Genomic DNA, 17,174 nt, shown 5'->3' with positions numbered 1-17,174 from the left:
GAACGGAGGAGGCCTCGACCCCGGCCTGATGTGGTCGTGCGACGGGTCCGGTCCGGCGTTGCCGGTCAGTTCTCGCGCCGGGCGGCTCCTCGGGACGCGGCGGGGCCAGCTGCGCGTGGCTGCGGCAGCGTCGCCTCCGGAGTCGACGGTGTGGGACCGCTGCGGCGCAGCCACAGGAGGGATCCCGCCAGCAGGGCGGTACCTCCCAGCAGCCAGGGCACCGGTCCTGGCCGCAGGGCCCCGATGACCAGGCCGGTGAGCGCTCCCACCAGTTGCAGGGCGAGGGACTGGACGGACAGCGCGGTGGCCCGGCCGGCACGGGTGACACGGCGGTGCAGGATGTCGTTCTGGTTCGGTCCCGCCGCGCCGAGTCCGAGGTAGACCAGGCCGTAGCCGGCGGCCGAGAGCACCAGGGCGGCCGCTCCGGTGGACGTCGCCGTGGCGCCGAGCAGGAGCAGCCCGCTCGCTCCGGCGCCGAGGCTCACCATGACCGCACGCTCACCGCCGCCCGCCAGTCGGGCGGTCAGCGGCGCGAGCTGGCTGCCAAAACCGGAGCAGATGAATCCAGCGCAGGCCAGTACGGCGAAGAGCACCGCCCCCGACTCCGACGCGCCCGTGACGGCCGCAGCACGTCCCGGCACGAGCAGTTCGATCGCGACCAGCGCGCTGCCGGCCGCACCCGCGCTGAGGAACACCCGGCGGACCAGCGCGTCCCGACCGCCCAGACGCAGTCCGTCCACGACGGTGGCCGGGATGCCCCAGAGTACGCCGCGCAGGGCGGCCGGCGGTCGGGGCGGCTCGGACAGCGCGGTCAAGACGTACAGCACGAAGGCGATCTCGACCGCCGCGCCCAGCAACAGCGGGACGGACAGGGGCACTACCAGCCCGGACGAGGCTTCGGTCAGCCGAGCACCGAGGTCGGGGCCGACTCCGAGCAGCCAGGGAAGGGCGCCGCCGAGCAGGGTTCCCCCGGCGAGTGCGGCGGAGGTCGCGGAGGAGCCGCCGGCCAGGCCGGGGCGCAGATCGGCGTCGGGCCCGGAATCCGCGTGGACGGTGTCGACGTACCAGGCTTCGGCCGGCCCGCTGGACAGGGCGCGGCCGGCGCCCATCAGCACCATGCCCAGCGCGAGCAGCCAGGGCGCGGAGCCGAGCCCTACGAGGACCAGGGCGGTCAGGTTCAGCAGGCCGGCGGCCACCAGGACGACGCGGCGTCCCAGGACGTCGGCCAGTCCTCCGGTGGGCAGTTCCAGTGCTGCGGCCGTCAGCGAGTGCGCGGCGAACAGGCCCGCGATCGTCGCCATGGTCATGCCGCGCTCGGTCAGCAGCAGGATCAGGGGGGCGAGGCTCAGACCCAGTGGCAGCCAGAAGAGCGCGCAGACCGTGACGTAGCGGCGGCGTGCGGTGGGTGTGTCCAGCGGCCTGGTCATGACGGGTCCTCGGCGTCCGCCGGCGTCGCCGTGGACGTGGACGTGGACGTGGGCGTCGGCGTCGGTGCCGATGCCGATGCCGATGCCGATGCCGATGTGGTGCCCTGGACGTGCGGCTCCGCGGCGGGGTCACGTGGCGCGAGGGCCAGCCCTGCCATGAGGAGGACGACCTGCGCCGCGCGGGCATCCCCTGCGTCGCGGGCGGTCAGTTCTTCGAGCTTGAGGTCGAACGCCTCCCGGAGTTCGGTGAGCGACTCGGGTGTCAGACGGGGCATCAGGTCACTGATCCCGGAGGGCCCCACCCACTCCTGCGGCATCCGTCCGTCGGCGACGTCTGCCTCGTGCCGGACGAGAGAAGCCTCCAGGTGCTCGATCTGAGCCCTGCGGGACAGGCTGAGCAAGGCGCGGCTGCCCGGGGAGGATTCCATCGCCTCGTTGCTCCAGGCGGTCACAGAGTGCACCGCCCGCCAGCGTCGCTCCCGGCCGTCGCGGTGCTCGGCCTCGGCGACGAACGCGTACTTCGCCAGGACCCGCAGGTGATAGCTGGTGGAAGCGGACGACTCGCCGGTGCTGACCCCGAGCTCGCTCGCGGTGGCCGGGCCGTCCTGCCGCAACAGCCCGAGCAGCCGGATGCGCAACGGGTGCGTGAGGGCCTTCAGGGCTGCGGCGTCCCGCTCGGGGTCGAGTACGCGTCTCTGCTCTTCGCTGACCATGCAGGGAGGCTAGGGCCCCTCAGGAGCTTTCCAAAAGTATTTTTGCAGAACTTCTTTGGGAAATGGCCGATCTGCCGCAGTCACAGATGCCGGACCCCCGCCCCGGAGGACGGGAACGGGCCGCCACCCCGCCCGGAAGGTGGGGCCGCGCCCGGGAACTACCGGTACGACTGGGCGCGGCGAGACTGATGCTCGTCGACGGCGCGACCTTCCTCGACCCGGCCCCGGCAGCGTTCGAGCGATGCTCGCGCGGTGGACCACCCAAGCGCCGCACCGCGCTGACCGTCCCGGAGTTGGACCGGGTCGTTCCTGTCGTCCACCAGTGGGTAACGGAGGTTCGGCCGCTTTTCGCGCCAGGAAGCCATCCCGCGCTGTGCGACATCCTCGGTTGCGGCGGCCAGGAGTTGATCGAGGTGACCGTCGTCCAACAGGCCGTGCGCAAGACCTCCTGCCGGCACCGCAGGTTCCCACCGGGACGCCGACGGCACTGCTCGGCATGGTCGATCGGGTGGCGCCGCAGAAGGCACCGTTCTGGCTCCACCAGCACATCCAGCGCCACCCGGACGCCTTGACCAGCGGCAGCCCCATGCTGCCCGCAGCCATGTTCCGCTTGCTGACGGGGCTGGAGACGCACGGGGCCGAGCGGCGAGCCGCGGTGCTCCCACTGCTACGCCCGCCCCACACGCCGGTGCGCAAGCGGTGGCGAACTGCGCCCCACCAAGGCCAGGACAGACATCGGCCCCGTACGCGCCAGCTGTTACCGCTACCCCAAGCGCGAATGCGGAGGCCCGGGCCCGGGACGGACAGCCGGATTGGTGCGCCACCTGCGAGCCCCGCCTCGTGGCGACGTGCTCACGCTGGGGACGCGAGCGGCCGTGCCTCCGCGCACGGTCTGAGCGGCCGGTATGCCGCAGCTGTCGCGATCGTCCGGAGGCAACCTGCGTCCGGTGCAGTCCGTTGCGCCGATTCACGGCGCGTTGGCCTATGGGGCCCGTCTGCCCAAGCCGGTACACGGACGTCTGCGCTCACCCTGCGGAATGCGCCGCGTGTCAACAGCGCCGCCCGCCTATCGGCCACGATGCACGACGCCAGCCCGCCTGTGCGAACGATTTGGCCCGCTTGATGGCCCGCGTCGGTCTTGCCGCGCAGGACAACCGGCTGCAATGGCTCGCGGGTTCAGGGTCAGCTCAGTTTCACCTGCGGGCGTTCGCAGCCTCCGACGCACCTGCCGAGGAATGGCGCACGCCAGGAATGGGCGATCTCCGTCAGTACTACTTGCCGATGACCTTGCCGGTCCACTGGCCGGCGGCACGCTGCATCAGGGCCTCGTTGCTCAGGACCTGGGTCCCGGGGAGGGCGGTCATGCCGATGTCACCGGCCGGCGCCGCACCGTTGTGGGAGCCGACGGTGTTGTCGTGGCCGGCGTTGAAGACGTCGTCACCGGCCACCTGGCTCAGGTCGCCGAAGACGATCGAGTACGTGTTGCTGACCGGCGCGTAGACGGTGAAGGCGTCGTCGGCGGAGGCAGCGGATGCGGCGGAGGCGGCGGATACGCCCGCCAAAAGGATGCCACCGGCGGCGAGAGCGGTCAGGACGCAACGGATCGATCGCACGGGTACTGCCTTTCGTGGAAGGTGGTCGAGCAGTGCGAAGGTAGGCCGCCCTGCGCGGTGGGACCCCGTACCGGCCGCCGTACGGCCCGAGTCCATCCGTACGGCGCAGCCCCACCGGGGCGTCGGGGGCCGGGGCGCACGGGGTGGCCCGGCGGGCGCTGTCCGGCAGATCACGCTGCGGGGTCGGGGGTCCGGAGGTCATAGAGGTACGAGCGGTCGTTCTTGAAGCTGCGCCAGACGGTGGCCGGGGGTTCGGGCTCGTCGGCGTGACCGTCCAGGGGACGGGCGGTGACGAGGCCGTCGGAGACCTCGCAGTGCCAGCCGTCGGTCGGCGACCAGACGCACCACACCTTCCCGTCCGTCCGGCGGAAGGCGGGGCGGCCGTTGCGCTCGCCGTCCCGCTCGAAGTGGTAGCGGAGCCCGTCGAGGTGGCGCACGAAGGTGAAGGATGAGAGTGCCGTCATGGTTTCCGCACTATAGGGGGGCGCGGGTGCCGGAACTCCCGCTTCGGGAAAGCGTCTTGGGGCTGCCCCGAGGGAGGCGAGGGCGGACATCCGCAGGTTCGCGGGAGCCACTGCGTCAGGTTCTCTCGACCTGGTACTCGCTCTACTCGGCGGTCTGCGGTACGGAGCCGCCGGGCTGCTGATCGACCACGACCGGGTCACCGGCGAAGGTGGCCCGATCCTCACGAGGCGGAGGAGACCGGCCCGGCGCGTCGTCGGCCGGGCCCCGCGAGGTCGTTCAGTACAGCAAGATGCGGGTGACGATCACCCGGGGTGGGACCGCGTCCTTGGCGATCACGTACTCGACGATGCCCAGCGCCCCGTCTTCGCCGAGCGGCAGGAGCCGGCATTCCGGCCAGTCTTTCGCCGCTGTGCTTGCGGCGACGAGTCCTCGGGTCTCACCGATCTCCACCATCGCGGCCACGATCGGGCCGATGGCCCAGGGCGGCAGCGTCGGATCGACCATGAAGGCGGTGACGTCCTCGGACAACACGCACGGCAAGCCCTCCGAGCCGTCGTCGAAGGCCTCACTCAACGGGCAGTCCCGCCGCCCGTCGCCGGTCGAGCATGTCCTGCACGCCGATCGTAGGAATCGTCCCCGCGAGTGCGGCCTCGACCCGGCGCTGCCGGCCCGGATCGGATTCGAGCATCGCACGACCCCACCAGCGCAGCAGTACGCCCTTCGCCTCCTCGGGCCGGGCGGCCAGGAGTTCGGCGTAGAACTCCTTCGCGGCCTCCGGCGTCAGCGCGTCGGCGATGCCCCTCGCATTGCGCGGGACCCGCTCGGGCTCGTGCCGGTGAATCGGCTGTGCGGTCATCGCCCGCCCCTTTCCTTCTGCTCAGAGTCTGCCCTGCCGGCGCCCGCGCGGTCGACCGCCCGGGCGGTATCGGTGTCCTTCTGGCAGCCGGCCCGGGTGCGCCGACCAGGCGTCGCGTGGTGGACGTTCGTCCACAGAGACCGGTGCGAAGGTCGAGTCCGGCGTACGGTCGATCGACCGGCCGAGCCCCACCCGGCAGGGCCGGTCCTCCTCGACGTCTGACCCGAACGGGAGCCCGCCGATGCGCCTCTACGCACAGACTCCAGCACGTCGGAACCGCCAGATCCTCGCGGACCTCATCGCCGTGGTCCTGATCGCCGTGGCCGTGAGGTTCGCCCTGGCCGTGCACGGAGCCATTATGCTGCTGGCCGAGCCGGGCCGAAGGGTCGAGAGCTCGGGCGACAGCCTCGCCAACGAGCTCGACAACGCCGGCGACGCGGCATCGAACGTGCCGTTCGTCGGCGACCTCCTGAAGAAGCCGCTCCAGTCGGCCGCCGACGCCAGTTCCGGGATCGCCGACGCCGGGCAGTCGCTCCAGGACGCCGTCAGCCAGGTGGCCACCTTGACCACGCTGGCTCTGATCGTGGTCCCGGTGGCCGTCGTACTACTGCTGTGGCTCCCCGCACGCCTGCGCTGGATCCGACGCAGCGTCACCATGCGGCGCATCCTCGACGCACCCGGAGGCGCCGACCTGCTCGCCCTGCGCGCCCTCACCGGCCGCCTGGGCGACCTCGCGGCGCTCCCCGCGCCTCCAGGCGGTCTGGCTGACGCGTGGCGGCGCGGGGACCAGCAAGTCATCGCCGACCTCTCCGAGGTCGCCCTCAGGCGGGCCGGCTTGCGGCCCTGACCGGCGAAGAAGACCGGCGTCAGGCGCGGGGGTGTCCCGTGAGGGAACGGAGGCGGCGGTGTTCGAGGGCTGCGGCGAGGGCGTAGGCGCCGCCGCCCGCGACGGCCAGGACCCAGTAGAGGCCGGGCGCGGTGAGCGAGAGGGCCGCGGTGGAGATCAGGGCGAGCCAGATGCCGAGGCCGTAGTGCAGCAGGTTGCGGCGTACGGCGCCCTCGGCGAGGTAGAGCAGCCCGACGATCAGGCCGGATCCGGCGGGCCAGAGGACGGACTGGAGTTCCGGCTGGTCGAACACGGAGCTGAGGCCGGTGATGGCGAGGAACAGGGCGGTGAAGGCGGCGATCCAGGCGGCGCCGAGCAGCTTGCCGGAGAGGATCTCCGGTGGGGTGGCTCCTCGCTGCGCCCGCAGGGCGGCGGCGGTGGTCAGGACGATGCCGGTCGCGAGCCCGCCTCCGAGGAGCGTCGTAGGCAGCCAGCCGGGCAGGTCGAGCAAGGGGGCGGCGCCCTGGGAGACTGCGGCGGCGCCGTGGCCGAGTAGGTAGGCGAGTCCGAAGCTGAGGTAGGCCGCGCGGTTGTCGACCTCGCGCGGGCGACCGGTGGGGTGGGCACGGGCGGTGGGCGGCGAAACGGTTGCGGGGCTGGACAAGGTGGAGACCTCCATCGGGGGCGGGGGGCGGCGAGCGACTGGCCGTCGACGCCGGACCTCTGGTCGACGGTGAGCACGGACGTCGCTGCCGGTTCCCGTCGGTTCTTGTCGACTGTTGTCGGCTGTCGGTTGTCGGTTGTCGGTTGTCGGTTGTCGGCTCTTGGTACGGATCAGGAGGCGGGTGCGCGGTCGGCCGCCAGGCCCTGTTGGGGCGGTGCAGGGGATGCGGGCGTAGGGGGCGGGGCGACGCCGCGGCGGCCTGAGCGGCCGGACGCGCAGGTGAGTGGCACGGCGAGGAGTGCGGTGGCGGCGAGGACCGCGGCGGAGACCGTGAAGGCGGCCCGGTATCCCGCGGTGAGTGCTTCCAGTGGGGGCTGGCCGGTGGCCGCGTGGGCGGTGACCGAGCCGGCCAGGGTGGCGAGGGCGGCGAGTCCGATCGCGCCGCCGACCTGTCGGGTGGTGTTCACGAGCCCGCCGGCGAGCCCCGCGTCCTGCCGCGGCACTCCGTCCACGGCGAGCGCGGTGAGCTGGACGAAGGCGATGCTCAGACCCAGTCCGACCAGGACGCTCGGCCCGAAGACATCGACCAGGTAGCTCCCGTCCGCCCGCGTCCACGACAACCACAACAGGCCGGCGGCCTCGGCGAGCAGGCCCGCGGTGAGGGTCGCCGTGGCGCCGATGCGGCCCGAGATGCGCGGTGCCACCACCGCGCCGAGCATGTTCGCCACGGCGAGCGGGAGTTGGCCCGCCCCGGTGGCCAGCGGGCCCGCTCCGAGGACCTGTTGCTGGTAGAGCGGCAGGAAGAAGAACAGGGCGATCCATACGGACCCCAGCAGCGCCATCAGCAGGTTGCCCGCGGCGACCCGGCCGGTCGCGAACAGCCTGGGCGGGATCAGGGCGTCCGGCCGGCGGCGTTCGACCAGAGCGAAGAGCGCGAGCAGCACGACGGCCCCCAGGAGGGCGGTCAGCACCCCGGCGTCCGTCCAGCCGGCGCCGCGTGCGGTGGTCAGTGCCCACACCAGACAGGTCAGGGCGAGGGTGACGGTCGCGGTGCCCAGCAGATCGAACCGCCCGGATCCACGGTCCGCGGCCCGGGGCACGAGCGTCACCACGGCGAGGAGGACCAGCACCGTCCCGAGCGCGACGGCGTGGAAAACCCAGGGCCAGCCCCACGCCTGGGTGAGCACACCGCCCAGCAGCACGCCGCCCGCTCCCCCGGCGCCGGAAACGGCGCCCCACACGCCCAGGGCCCTGCCGCGGCCGGGGCCGGGAGGGAACAGGTTCATCGCGAGGGCGAGCGCGGCGGGGGCGACGGCTGCGGCGCCGACGCCCTGCACGGCGCGGGCGGCGATCAGCAGGCCCGGAGAGCCGGCCAGCCCCGCAGCCAGCGAGGCCCCCGCGAACACCGCGAGGCCGGCGAGCAGCACCCGGCGGCGACCGAGCAGGTCACCTGCCCGGCCCCCGGCCAGCAGCAGCGCGCCGAACGCCAGGCCGTAGGCGTTGACCACCCAGGTGGTTCCGCCGTCCGACAGGCCCACTCCGGACCGGATCTGCGGGAGCGCCACGTTCACGATCGAGGTGGCCAGCATCACGGTGAACTGCGCTGCGGCCAGGGCCGCGAGTGCGGCCCCTTGCCGGGGTGGGGCGGCGGGCCCGTCCTTCGTACGTCCAAGGTTCATGACGCACAGACTCGACGTGGACGGTGTCCACTCTCCATGCCCGGCGGGGGCGTTGACGGTTCAGTCCTGTCCGCCCCTGTCCACTCGTCGTGCACCGGCGCGCGCCGTCGGGGCGGTCGTCAACGGCTGGCACTACGGCGGGGACGGCATGCACCGGCCCCGCCGCAGTTTCGATGGCCCGAACGGGCTCCGGTCGCTCAGCCGACGCGTTCGATGCGTGCCCGCCGGATCAGGTTCTTGCCCGGTTCCCGCACCGTGTCGAACGCCGCGTTGTTCAGCAGCACGCAGCTACCCGACGGGCCGTTCACCGTCACGGTCGTCGACTGACCGTTGTCAAGATTGGTCACCTTCAACTTCGTCCCCACCGGGAACGTCCCACTGGACGCCGCCGGCGCACCCGCCTCACCCGACAACGTCACCGTCGACCCCTGACACACCACCTCACCGGTCGCCGGCGGCACCTGCACACCCGCCCCACCCGACGCACCCGCCGCAGGAGCAGCAGGGGCGGCAGGGGCGGCCGCGGCACCACCGCCACCGTCCACCCGCTCGATACGCGCCCGCCGGATCAAGTTCTTCCCCGGCTCCCGCACCTTCTCGAACGCCGCATTGTTCAGCAGCACACAACTACCCGACGGACCGCTCACCGCCACCGTCGTCGACTGACCGTTGTCAAGATTGGTCACCTTCAACTTCGTCCCCACCGGGAACGTCCCACTCGACGCCGCCGGCGCACCCGCCTCACCCGACAACGTCACCGTCGACCCCTGACACACCACCTCACCGGTCGCCGGCGGCACCTGCACACCCGCCCCACCCGACGCACCCGCCGCAGGAGCAGCAGGGGCGGCAGGGGCGGCCGCGGCACCACCGCCACCGTCCACCCGCTCGATACGCGCCCGCCGGATCAAGTTCTTCCCCGGCTCCCGCACCTTCTCGAACGCCGCATTGTTCAGCAGCACACAACTACCCGACGGACCGCTCACCGCCACCGTCGTCGACTGACCGTTGTCAAGATTGGTCACCTTCAACTTCGTCCCCACCGGGAACGTCCCACTCGACGCCGCCGGCGCACCCGCCTCACCCGACAACGTCACCGTCGACCCCTGACACACCACCTCACCGGTCGCCGGCGGCACCTGCACACCCGCCCCACCCGACGCACCCGCCGCAGGAGCAGCAGGGGCGGCAGGGGCGGCCGCGGCACCACCGCCACCGTCCACCCGCTCGATACGCGCCCGCCGGATCAAGTTCTTCCCCGGCTCCCGCACCTTCTCGAACGCCGCATTGTTCAGCAGCACACAACTACCCGACGGACCGCTCACCGCCACCGTCGTCGACTGACCGTTGTCAAGATTGGTCACCTTCAACTTCGTCCCCACCGGGAACGTCCCACTCGACGCCGCCGGCGCACCCGCCTCACCCGACAACGTCACCGTCGACCCCTTGCAGACGACGTCGGGGACGGCGGCGTTGCCGATCGCCACCGTGGCGGCGACCCCGCCGATCACCAGGGCTCCCGCGACGGCAGAGAGCACGAACTTCTTCTTGAGACTCATGGTCCGTTTCCTGGACACCTGACACTCCTCGATCCGATGGACGTTGCCCCCCTGACGTCCTGCATACGGCCGACTTCCCGGACGAGTTCAGACCTGTTGCCTTTTTACGAAACAGACCGTGATGAGGTTTGGGGCGCTGCGCCGCGACCCACCCCGGGGCGCGTGACTCAGGGAACTACGTGCAAAGAAGCAGGTCACGGCCCCAAAACTGAGAGGGGTCGATAGGTGTGGGGCACTCCTACCGCCGGGCTTGATCGACGCGGGGCGCGGGGACCACAGGCACGTTTAAGGTTCAGTTGATCTGCCCTTAACCCTGGTAGGGCGCCGCCGAGTTCGCGTGCGCGACGCATACGCGGGCCTTCGAAGCGAGTGATGCGGAGGTGCTCACGAGCACGGCGAATGGTGACGCTGCGTATATCCAGGCACTGGTTTCCGTCGAACAACAGTAGTCTTCGATCATGGCCCTGCGACCTGAAGAGTTCTACGCCCGCGCACGTGCCGCTGCGGATGACGAGCGCCGGCTCCCACTGGCCCGCATGACGGGGTGGGAGATCAGTCCGTTCGAGCCGGACGGCCTGCGCGTCGCGCCGCTGCACCCGCCGGTCCTGCCCGAACCCGCGCGGCACGGCGAGGATCCGTCGGACTGCAACGCGTGCCGCAACTGGGACGAAGGGATCTGGCTCAACGACCACTGGCGACTCACCCGCATCACGGGGGTCGGTGTGCCGCTGGTGCTGATGCTGCATCCGCGCGATCACTTCGACCTGGCGGACCTGTCAGACGAACTGGCGGCCGAACTGGGGGTGCTCACCACCCACATCGCCCGCCATGTGCAGGCTCTGCCGAACATCGCGCGGGCCCACGTCCATCGCCTCGGAGACGGTGGCGCCCATCTGCACGTCTGGTTCTTCGCCCGCCCCGAGGGACAAGCCCAGCTGTACGGATCGTGGATGGTGGTGTGGGACGACTTGCTGCCGGAGTACCCGGCGGACGTGGCCGACGCGGACGCGGCCGTCGTGGCGGACGCGTTGGTCGCCTCCTACGGGGGCCGTCGGTCGGCCGTCGACGAACCGTCGCAGGCCTGATCCACCGGGCCGCCGACGTCCCGTCGCGTTCCGTGACGGAAGGAGCGGTCGGCGGCCCGCCCGCGGCGGGCCCGCGGCCTGCGCGAACGTAACTGCTCTTGAAGCAAACGATCGCCCGGGAGCCACGGGCTCGCCCCACGACACGACGTTGCCGCTGGAACCCGGTCACGGCCGACTTAAACCGCGTGGCCCCGCCCGACGTACGGGGCGTTCGCCACCCGGGTGGCAGGCTCGGCCGTCACCCGGCCCCGGAGCCGAGATGCAAGAGCGCCCCGCGCGGCGCCTTCGGATTCCGCAACGTCGACGACCAGCGGCTACGGTCGCGCCACATCACCACCCGGCGAGCCTGCGGACACCTCCGCACCGCGCACCGCCCGCCGCGCACCGAGCACCGCCCGCCGCCCGCCGCGCACCGCCGAAGACGCCCGTACGGACCTCCGCATCCCTGCGGGACCGTGTCGGGCCAGCATCATCGTTTCTTCCCTTCCACCCCTGTGACCTGCAAGGTAACCGCATTCCACGTACGAGTGACTTGGTCGGGATTCGGTGGTTTTGGGGTACCGACTTCGGGATCATGGTGCCGGTTGGCACATGACGCCGGCATGAGGCCCTCGTCATGTGCATCCTGCCCCGCGCCCGTTTCGCGCCGCCCGTCGCGGCCTCACCGGTGACGCGGCTCGACCGCACCACGAATCAGAGGAGCCGGACCACATGTCCATGCCTGTTGTGAGCATCTGGGACAACACCATCCCGGGCGCCCAGCCCCACCACCCGAGGGCATCCGCGTGGGACGCCGTCTGGCCCTTCACCGGGGGAACCGCCTGGGTCTTCTACAGCAACCCGACCCAGACCCGGGTCAAGAAGCCGGTGATCCTCGCCGACGGATTCTCCTCCGGGAAGAGCGACCCCGACGCCCTGTGGAACGGCCTGGAGAACGGCGAGTACCCCTTCATCTCCAAGCTGCGGGAGGCCGGCTTCGACCTGGTCCTCCTGGGCTTCGACGAGCGGTCCGCGTCCATCATCGACAACGCCGCCGTGGCGATCCAGTGCATCGAAAAGGCGATCGCCGACCGCGAAGGGCGGGCCAAGCTGACGGTCGGCGGGTTCAGCATGGGAGGGCTGGTCACCCGGTACGCCCTCGCCAAGATGCACCACGACGAGGCCGATTCCCACGAGACCGCCACCTACCTCTCCTACGACACCCCGCACCGTGGCGCCTGGCTGCCCATCTCGGTTCAGGCGTTCGCGCACTTCGTGAAGGACAACTGGGGCGACCTCCCGGGATTCGGCGAGCTCCTCGGCAGCTTCTCGCGGATGGTCAACAGCCCGGCCGCCCGGGAGCTGCTGCGCTGGCACATCGAGACCGTCTCCGCGGAGGCCCGCCAGGACCGGGCCCGCACCGACTTCCTCGCGGAACTGGAGCGGGTCGGCAGCTGGCCCCCCGGCGTGCGACGGCTCGGGGTCGCCAACGGCACGGGCACCGGTGCCGGGAACAACATCCCGGCCGGCGTGACGGCGATGCGCACCACCGGTGCGGAGCTGACGGGCACCCGCCTGGACACGCAGGACACCGGAGAGCAGGTCGTCGCCGTCCTGAAGAAGAAGGGGGACGCCGAGATCCCGATCACCACCCGCGGTCTGCCCGACATCGACGGCGCTCCGGGCGGACTGTTCCCCGAAGCCCTGAACCTGCCGGGCCGGCCCGCCAACTTCGGAACCGCCGCCATGCTGGCCGGGCTCCTCGAGGGCGAGCCGGCGGAACTCACGTACAACGCGACCACGTTCGTTCCGAGCGTGAGTGCCGTGGCGGCCGGCGAGATCGACGACCGTGACGTGCTCCACAGCAAGATCGACCCCGACAGCAGCGAGCTCGACTACTTCATCTGTGCGAGCGACAACCAGGGACACACGGTCATCACCGTGGAACTCGGTGAGTGGATCATCGAGAAGCTCCAGGCCCCCTGACCCGCTGCCGCCACGATGAGCTGATCCCGGCCCCGCCCCACCGGCGGGGCCGGGAGCGTTACCGGCCGGGCCCGCGGCGGTGCCGACCGCTTGACCGATGGACCTGCGGCAACGTAACTTCGAGCGGACCGGACCGTGAACTGATGGAAGGAGGCGGAGTCGGATGTCGATCATCTCCGAACTGCACCGCCCCGCCCATCAGATCGCCTGGACTCCGGGTCTCGTAGCACACGGCTGCTGAACAGCCCTCTTCTCCGGCGTGCCCGTCTGTGGCCCCGGCATCTTTCGATTTCTCACACCGCCTGCGGCACGTCGTCGCGTGCCGAGTCGCGCCCCGGGGTTCTCCCGAGTTGCGCCAGCGAAATAGAAAGCCCCTGAAATGGCTACTAGCATAATCAGCTCGACCATGCACCGAAATGAGGATGTGCCATGGTAGCGGCGCGGATCACGGTCAACGGGAAAGAAACACCGCTTTCACCGGCTGCACCGCACACCACGGTGCTGGATCTCCTGCGCGAGCGCGGCCTCACCGGTACCAAGGAGGGCTGTGCCGAGGGTGAGTGCGGCGCCTGTTCGGTCCTGGTGGCCCGTCCCGGCGTGAACAAGCCCACCGACTGGGTGGCGGTCAACGCCTGTCTGGTGCCGGCCGCGGCACTCGACGGCCAGGAGATCATCACCTCCGAAGGTCTCGCCACGGTCGGCGAACCCGGTACGCCGCCCACGCTGCACCCGGTGCAGCAGGAGATGGCGGTCCGCGGCGGTTCCCAATGCGGTTACTGCACACCGGGGTTCATCTGCAGCATGGCCTCCGAGTACTACCGGCCCGACCGCTGCGCGCACGCGGAGCCTGCCGACGGCGCCGACGCCCACGCCCACGCCGACGCCGAGCACGGTCCGAACGGCTTCGATCTGCACTCGCTGAGCGGCAACCTGTGCCGCTGCACCGGCTACCGACCGATTCGCGATGCCGCCTTCGCCGTCGGTGCACCCACCGAGGACGACCCCCTGGCACTGCGTCGCGAGCAGTCCCCGCCCGAGCCCGCCGCCACCGTCTACACCCAGGACGACAGCACGTTCCTGCGGCCCGGCACCCTCGCCGAAGCGCTCGAGCTGCTGCGCGAGCGGCCCGAGGCCGTGGTGGTCGCCGGTAGCACCGACTGGGGCGTGGAGGTCAACATCCGCTCCCGCCGCGCCCATTGCGTGGTCGCCGTCGACCGGCTGCCCGAACTGCGGTCGCTGGACGTCGCATCCGACTACGTCGAGATCGGGGCGGCGCAGACGCTCACCGAGATCGAACGCCGCCTCGACGGTAGCGTCCCGCTGCTGGCAGAGCTGTTCCCGCAGTTCGCTTCCCGGCTCATCCGCAACAGCGCCACCCTCGGCGGCAATCTCGGTACCGGCTCCCCCATCGGTGACAGCCCGCCGGTGCTGCTCGCCCTCGAGGCGTCGCTGCTGCTCGCCGATGTCGATGGTGAGCGCGAGGTCCCGCTGGCCGACTACTTCACCGGCTACCGGCAGAGCGTGCGCCGTCCCGGCGAGCTGATCCGCGCGGTGCGCATCCCGCTGCCGCTGTCGCAGGTCACGGCCTTCCACAAGATCGCCAAGCGGCGCTTCGACGACATCTCCAGCGTGGCGATCGCCTTCGCGCTCGACATCGAGGGCGGGATCGTCCGCAAGGCACGCATCGGTCTGGGCGGTGTGGCCGCCACCCCGATCCGCGCCCTGAGCACCGAGGCCGCCCTGGAGGGCAGGGCATGGACGGCGGAGACCGCCCGGGCCGCGGCCCGGGTGCTGCGGGGCGAGGGCACGCCGATGAGCGATCACCGCGCCAGTTCCGTCTACCGTTCCGCCATGCTCGGCCAGAGCCTGCTGAAGCTGCACGCGCACACCACCGAGGCGGTGTCTTCATGAGCCATTTGTCCGAGCGTCCCGAGAAGCCTGTGGTCGGCCTCTCCATGCCGCACGAGAGTGCCGTGCTGCACGTCACCGGCGCCGCGCTCTACACCGATGACCTGGTGTACCGCACCAAGGACACGCTGCACGCCTACCCGGTCCAGGTCATGAAGACCCGGGGCAGGATCACCGCGCTGCGTACCGAGCCCGCGCTGGCCGTGCCCGGTGTGGTCCGCGTGCTGACCGTCGCCGACGTGCCCGGCGTCAACGACGCGGGCATGAAGCACGACGAGCCCCTCTTCCCCGACGAGGTCATGTTCCACGGCCACGCGGTCGCCTGGGTGCTCGGCGAGACCCTGGAGGCGGCCCGGCTCGGTGCGGCGGCCGTCGAGGTGGAACTCGACGAACTGCCCTCCGTGATCACGCTGAAGGAAGCGATCGCGGCCGAGAGCTTCCACGGCGCCCGGCCCGTGATGGTGACCGGTGACGTCGACGCCGGCTTCGCCGACTCGGCGCACGTGTTCACCGGCGAGTTCCAGTTCTCCGACCAGGAGCACTTCTACCTGGAGACGCACGCCGCGCTGGCCTACATCGACGAGGCCGAGCAGGTGTTCATCCAGAGCAGCACCCAGCACCCCTCGGAGACCCAGGAGATCGTGGCGCACGTCCTCGGTCTGCACAGCCACGAGGTGACCGTGCAGTGCCTGCGGATGGGCGGCGGCTTCGGCGGCAAGGAGATGCAGCCGCACGGCTTCGCGGCCATCGCCGCGCTCGGTGCCAAGCTCACCGGCCGGCCGGTCCGGGTACGGCTCAACCGCACCCAGGACCTGACCATGTCGGGCAAGCGGCACGGGTTCCACGCCGACTGGAAGATCGGCTTCGACGCCGACGGCCGCATCCAGGCGCTGGACGCCACGCTGACCGCGGACGGCGGCTGGAGCCTGGACCTGTCGGAGCCGGTCTGCGCCCGTGCGCTGTGCCACATCGACAACACGTACTGGATCCCCAACGCGCGGGTCGCCGGTCGCATCGCCAAGACCAACAAGGTCTCCAACACGGCCTTCCGCGGCTTCGGCGGACCGCAGGGCATGCTGGTGATCGAGGACATCCTGGGCCGGGTCGCACCGCTGCTCGGCCTGGACCCGATGGAACTGCGGAAGCGCAACTTCTACCAGCCGGGTCTCGGTCAGTCGACGCCCTACGGCCAGCCGGTCCCGCAGGCGGAACGTATCGCCGGTGTCTGGCAGCAGGTCGAGGACAACGGCGGCGTCGCCGACCGCAAGCGCGAGATCGCGGCCTTCAACGCCGCGCACCCGCACACCAAGCGGGCGCTCGCGATCACCGGCATCAAGTTCGGCATCTCGTTCAACCTCACGGCCTTCAACCAGGCCGGCGCCCTGGTGCTGATCTACAAGGATGGCTCCGTCCTGATCAACCACGGCGGCACCGAGATGGGTCAGGGCCTGCACACCAAGATGCTGCAGGTGGCCGCGACCACGCTGGGCATCCCGCTGCACAAGGTGCGGCTGGCTCCCACGCGCACCGACAAGGTGCCCAACACCTCTGCCACTGCCGCCAGTTCCGGGGCGGACCTCAACGGTGGCGCGGTGAAGAACGCGTGCGAGCAGCTGCGCGCGCGGCTGCTTCAGGTGGCCGCCAGCCAGCTGGGTTCGAACGCCTCGGACGTGCGCATCGTCGACGGTGTCGCCCGCACCCTGGGCAGCGACAAGGAGCTGGCCTGGGACGACCTGGTGCACACCGCGTACTTCCAGCGCGTTCAGCTGTCGGCGGCCGGCTACTACCGGACCGAGGGGCTGCACTGGGACGCGAAGGCCTTCAGGGGCTCGCCGTTCAAGTACTTCTCCTACGGCGCCGCCGCGGCCGAGGTCGAGGTGGACGGCTTCACCGGCGCGTACCGCATCCGCCGGGTGGACATCGTGCACGACGTCGGCGACAGCCTGTCCCCGATGATCGACATCGGTCAGGTCGAGGGCGGCTTCGTGCAGGGTGCGGGCTGGCTGACGCTGGAGGACATGCGCTGGGACACCAGCGACGGGCCGAACCGCGGCCGGCTGCTGACCCAGGCCGCGAGCACCTACAAGCTGCCGAGCTTCTCGGAGATGCCCGCCGAGTTCAACGTCACGCTCATGGAGAACGCCACCGAAGAGGGCGCGGTGTACGGGTCCAAGGCGGTCGGTGAGCCTCCGCTGATGCTGGCGTTCTGTGTGCGCGAAGCACTGCGGCAGGCCGCCGCGGCGTTCGGGCCCGCCGGGGTCAGTGTGGAACTCGCCGCCCCCGCGACCCCGGAAGCGGTCTACTGGGCGATCGAATCGGCCCGCGAGAAGAACGACGACGTGCGGGGCGGAAGCGGCCGCGCTCCGGGCGGCAGTGAGATCCGTACCGACACAAGCGCTTTGAGCAATGCCTGA

At 71.1% G+C, this 17,174-nt stretch carries 14 protein-coding genes and 1 pseudogene; 5 read left to right on the top strand and 10 right to left on the bottom strand.

Going from position 1 to position 17,174, the window contains the following annotated elements; translation table 11 throughout:
* Window positions 1–65 precede the first annotated feature (65 nt).
* From OG594_RS19930 to OG594_RS19905, 6 genes are all read right to left on the bottom strand, one after another.
* The gene (locus OG594_RS19930) at window positions 66–1,427 is read right to left on the bottom strand and encodes an MFS transporter (protein ID WP_266600773.1); all 1,362 of its coding nucleotides are present in this window, start codon (window positions 1,425–1,427) and stop codon (window positions 66–68) included.
* Window positions 1,424–2,140, bottom strand: a complete 717-nt coding sequence (locus tag OG594_RS19925) for a helix-turn-helix domain-containing protein (RefSeq protein ID WP_266600771.1) — start codon at window positions 2,138–2,140, stop codon at window positions 1,424–1,426. The genes OG594_RS19930 and OG594_RS19925 overlap by 4 nt, the downstream gene beginning before the upstream one ends.
* 1,271 nt (window positions 2,141–3,411) lie before the next feature.
* Complete coding sequence (locus tag OG594_RS19920) at window positions 3,412–3,753, bottom strand: hypothetical protein (RefSeq protein ID WP_266600769.1); 342 nt, start codon at window positions 3,751–3,753, stop codon at window positions 3,412–3,414.
* A 170-nt stretch (window positions 3,754–3,923) separates the two neighbouring features.
* Entirely contained in the window at window positions 3,924–4,217 is a 294-nt protein-coding gene (locus OG594_RS19915; RefSeq protein WP_266600767.1) for a hypothetical protein, read from the bottom strand.
* A 277-nt stretch (window positions 4,218–4,494) separates the two neighbouring features.
* Window positions 4,495–4,749, bottom strand: coding sequence for a hypothetical protein (locus OG594_RS19910; RefSeq protein WP_266603055.1), 255 nt, complete (start codon window positions 4,747–4,749; stop codon window positions 4,495–4,497).
* A gap of 34 nt (window positions 4,750–4,783) precedes the next feature.
* Window positions 4,784–5,074, bottom strand: a complete 291-nt coding sequence (locus tag OG594_RS19905) for a hypothetical protein (protein WP_266600760.1) — start codon at window positions 5,072–5,074, stop codon at window positions 4,784–4,786.
* A gap of 241 nt (window positions 5,075–5,315) precedes the next feature.
* On the opposite strand from OG594_RS19905, the gene OG594_RS19900 reads away from it, so the two are divergent.
* Window positions 5,316–5,921, top strand: coding sequence for a hypothetical protein (locus OG594_RS19900; protein WP_266600758.1), 606 nt, complete (start codon window positions 5,316–5,318; stop codon window positions 5,919–5,921).
* A 19-nt stretch (window positions 5,922–5,940) separates the two neighbouring features.
* On the opposite strand, the gene OG594_RS19895 is transcribed toward OG594_RS19900, so the two are convergent.
* The 4 genes and pseudogenes from OG594_RS19895 to OG594_RS19880 all read right to left on the bottom strand — a co-directional run.
* Entirely contained in the window at window positions 5,941–6,564 is a 624-nt protein-coding gene (locus OG594_RS19895) for an ABC transporter permease (RefSeq protein ID WP_266600756.1), read from the bottom strand.
* Between the two features lie 170 nt (window positions 6,565–6,734).
* Window positions 6,735–8,243 (bottom strand): MFS transporter, encoded by a 1,509-nt coding sequence (locus OG594_RS19890; RefSeq protein WP_266600754.1) that lies wholly within the window; start codon window positions 8,241–8,243, stop codon window positions 6,735–6,737.
* Between the two features lie 197 nt (window positions 8,244–8,440).
* Complete coding sequence (locus OG594_RS19885) at window positions 8,441–9,049, bottom strand: hypothetical protein (protein ID WP_266603053.1); 609 nt, start codon at window positions 9,047–9,049, stop codon at window positions 8,441–8,443.
* 75 nt (window positions 9,050–9,124) lie between these two features.
* Window positions 9,125–9,802 (bottom strand): annotated as a pseudogene (locus tag OG594_RS19880) (hypothetical protein); the annotation flags it as partial.
* A gap of 458 nt (window positions 9,803–10,260) precedes the next feature.
* Between OG594_RS19880 and OG594_RS19875 the strand changes: the two are divergent.
* From OG594_RS19875 to xdhB, 4 genes are all read left to right on the top strand, one after another.
* Window positions 10,261–10,887 (top strand): hypothetical protein, encoded by a 627-nt coding sequence (locus tag OG594_RS19875; RefSeq protein ID WP_266600752.1) that lies wholly within the window; start codon window positions 10,261–10,263, stop codon window positions 10,885–10,887.
* 711 nt (window positions 10,888–11,598) lie between these two features.
* Window positions 11,599–12,852, top strand: coding sequence for a triacylglycerol lipase (locus OG594_RS19870; RefSeq protein ID WP_266600750.1), 1,254 nt, complete (start codon window positions 11,599–11,601; stop codon window positions 12,850–12,852).
* Between the two features lie 429 nt (window positions 12,853–13,281).
* Window positions 13,282–14,763 carry a xanthine dehydrogenase small subunit gene (locus tag OG594_RS19865; RefSeq protein WP_266600748.1) on the top strand — a complete coding sequence of 494 codons (1,482 nt, stop codon included), beginning with the start codon at window positions 13,282–13,284 and terminating at the stop codon, window positions 14,761–14,763.
* Window positions 14,760–17,174, top strand: coding sequence for a xanthine dehydrogenase molybdopterin binding subunit (xdhB, locus tag OG594_RS19860; protein ID WP_266600746.1), 2,415 nt, complete (start codon window positions 14,760–14,762; stop codon window positions 17,172–17,174). Before OG594_RS19865 ends, xdhB begins: the two co-directional genes overlap by 4 nt.

The sequence above is a fragment of the Streptomyces sp. NBC_01214 genome (assembly GCF_026340975.1).
GTDB lineage: Bacteria > Actinomycetota > Actinomycetes > Streptomycetales > Streptomycetaceae > Streptomyces.
Note: the sequence above shows the minus strand (reverse complement) of the source record. Positions and strands in the feature narration are given on the sequence as shown.